The following is a 695-nucleotide window of genomic DNA, read 5'->3' as shown; positions in this document are numbered from 1 at the left end:
TATAAAGGTAACTGTCAAACTCTGGGTTAGGTTGTTTCGTATTTTTTCTTCTAGGAATAACCGCTTTCATGCCATGTTCTATCGCTTTATCTCTGATTTTCTGCGAATCGTATCCTTTGTCAGCTATAAAATATTCTGCCTGTTCAATCACTTCTATTAGGTCATTTGCAACTTGACTGTCGTGCACTTCACCCCCAGTGATTTTAAAATCGATCGGATTTCCATGCGCGTCCACACATAGGTGTATTTTTGTCGTGTTTCCGCCACGACTGAGTCCAATTGCTCGCTCTTCACCACGCCGAGCTCCACTTGCATGTTGATGACACCGTACATAACTTCCGTCAATGAATACCCATTCTTTATCAGTTTGTGTTCGTAGGTCAAAAAAAAATTCTGCCATAGTCCTTTTTTAGACCATCGATTAAAGCGGTTATAAGCGGTTTTCCATGAACCTAGTTCGGTAGGTATGTCCCGCCATGGAGCACCTGTTCTTAGTTTCCAAAGTATGGCTTCCATTACGGTGCGGTCATTCTTCCATTGATGGCAACCGTGTGCCTTCATTGTTGTTTGTAGTTGTTCCCATATCTCGTCAGTTATTGCTGTTCTCGCCATGGTGTGAGTTTCCCTATATTTTGTTGATATATAGGATTAAAATAAGGCTTTATCTGTATTTTTCAAATTAGGGACACGCCCTA

Annotated in this window: 1 pseudogene; it reads right to left on the bottom strand. The window is 41.3% G+C overall.

Annotation, left to right across the window (positions count from 1 at the left end):
• Positions 1–612, bottom strand: a pseudogene (locus A1019T_RS00055) (IS5 family transposase); the annotation flags it as partial.
• Between the last annotated feature and the right edge of the window lie 83 nt (positions 613–695).

Origin of the sequence: Psychrobacter piechaudii (genome assembly GCF_900162825.1) — a bacterium.
GTDB classification, from domain to species: domain Bacteria; phylum Pseudomonadota; class Gammaproteobacteria; order Pseudomonadales; family Moraxellaceae; genus Psychrobacter; species Psychrobacter piechaudii.
Note: the sequence above shows the minus strand (reverse complement) of the source record. Positions and strands in the feature narration are given on the sequence as shown.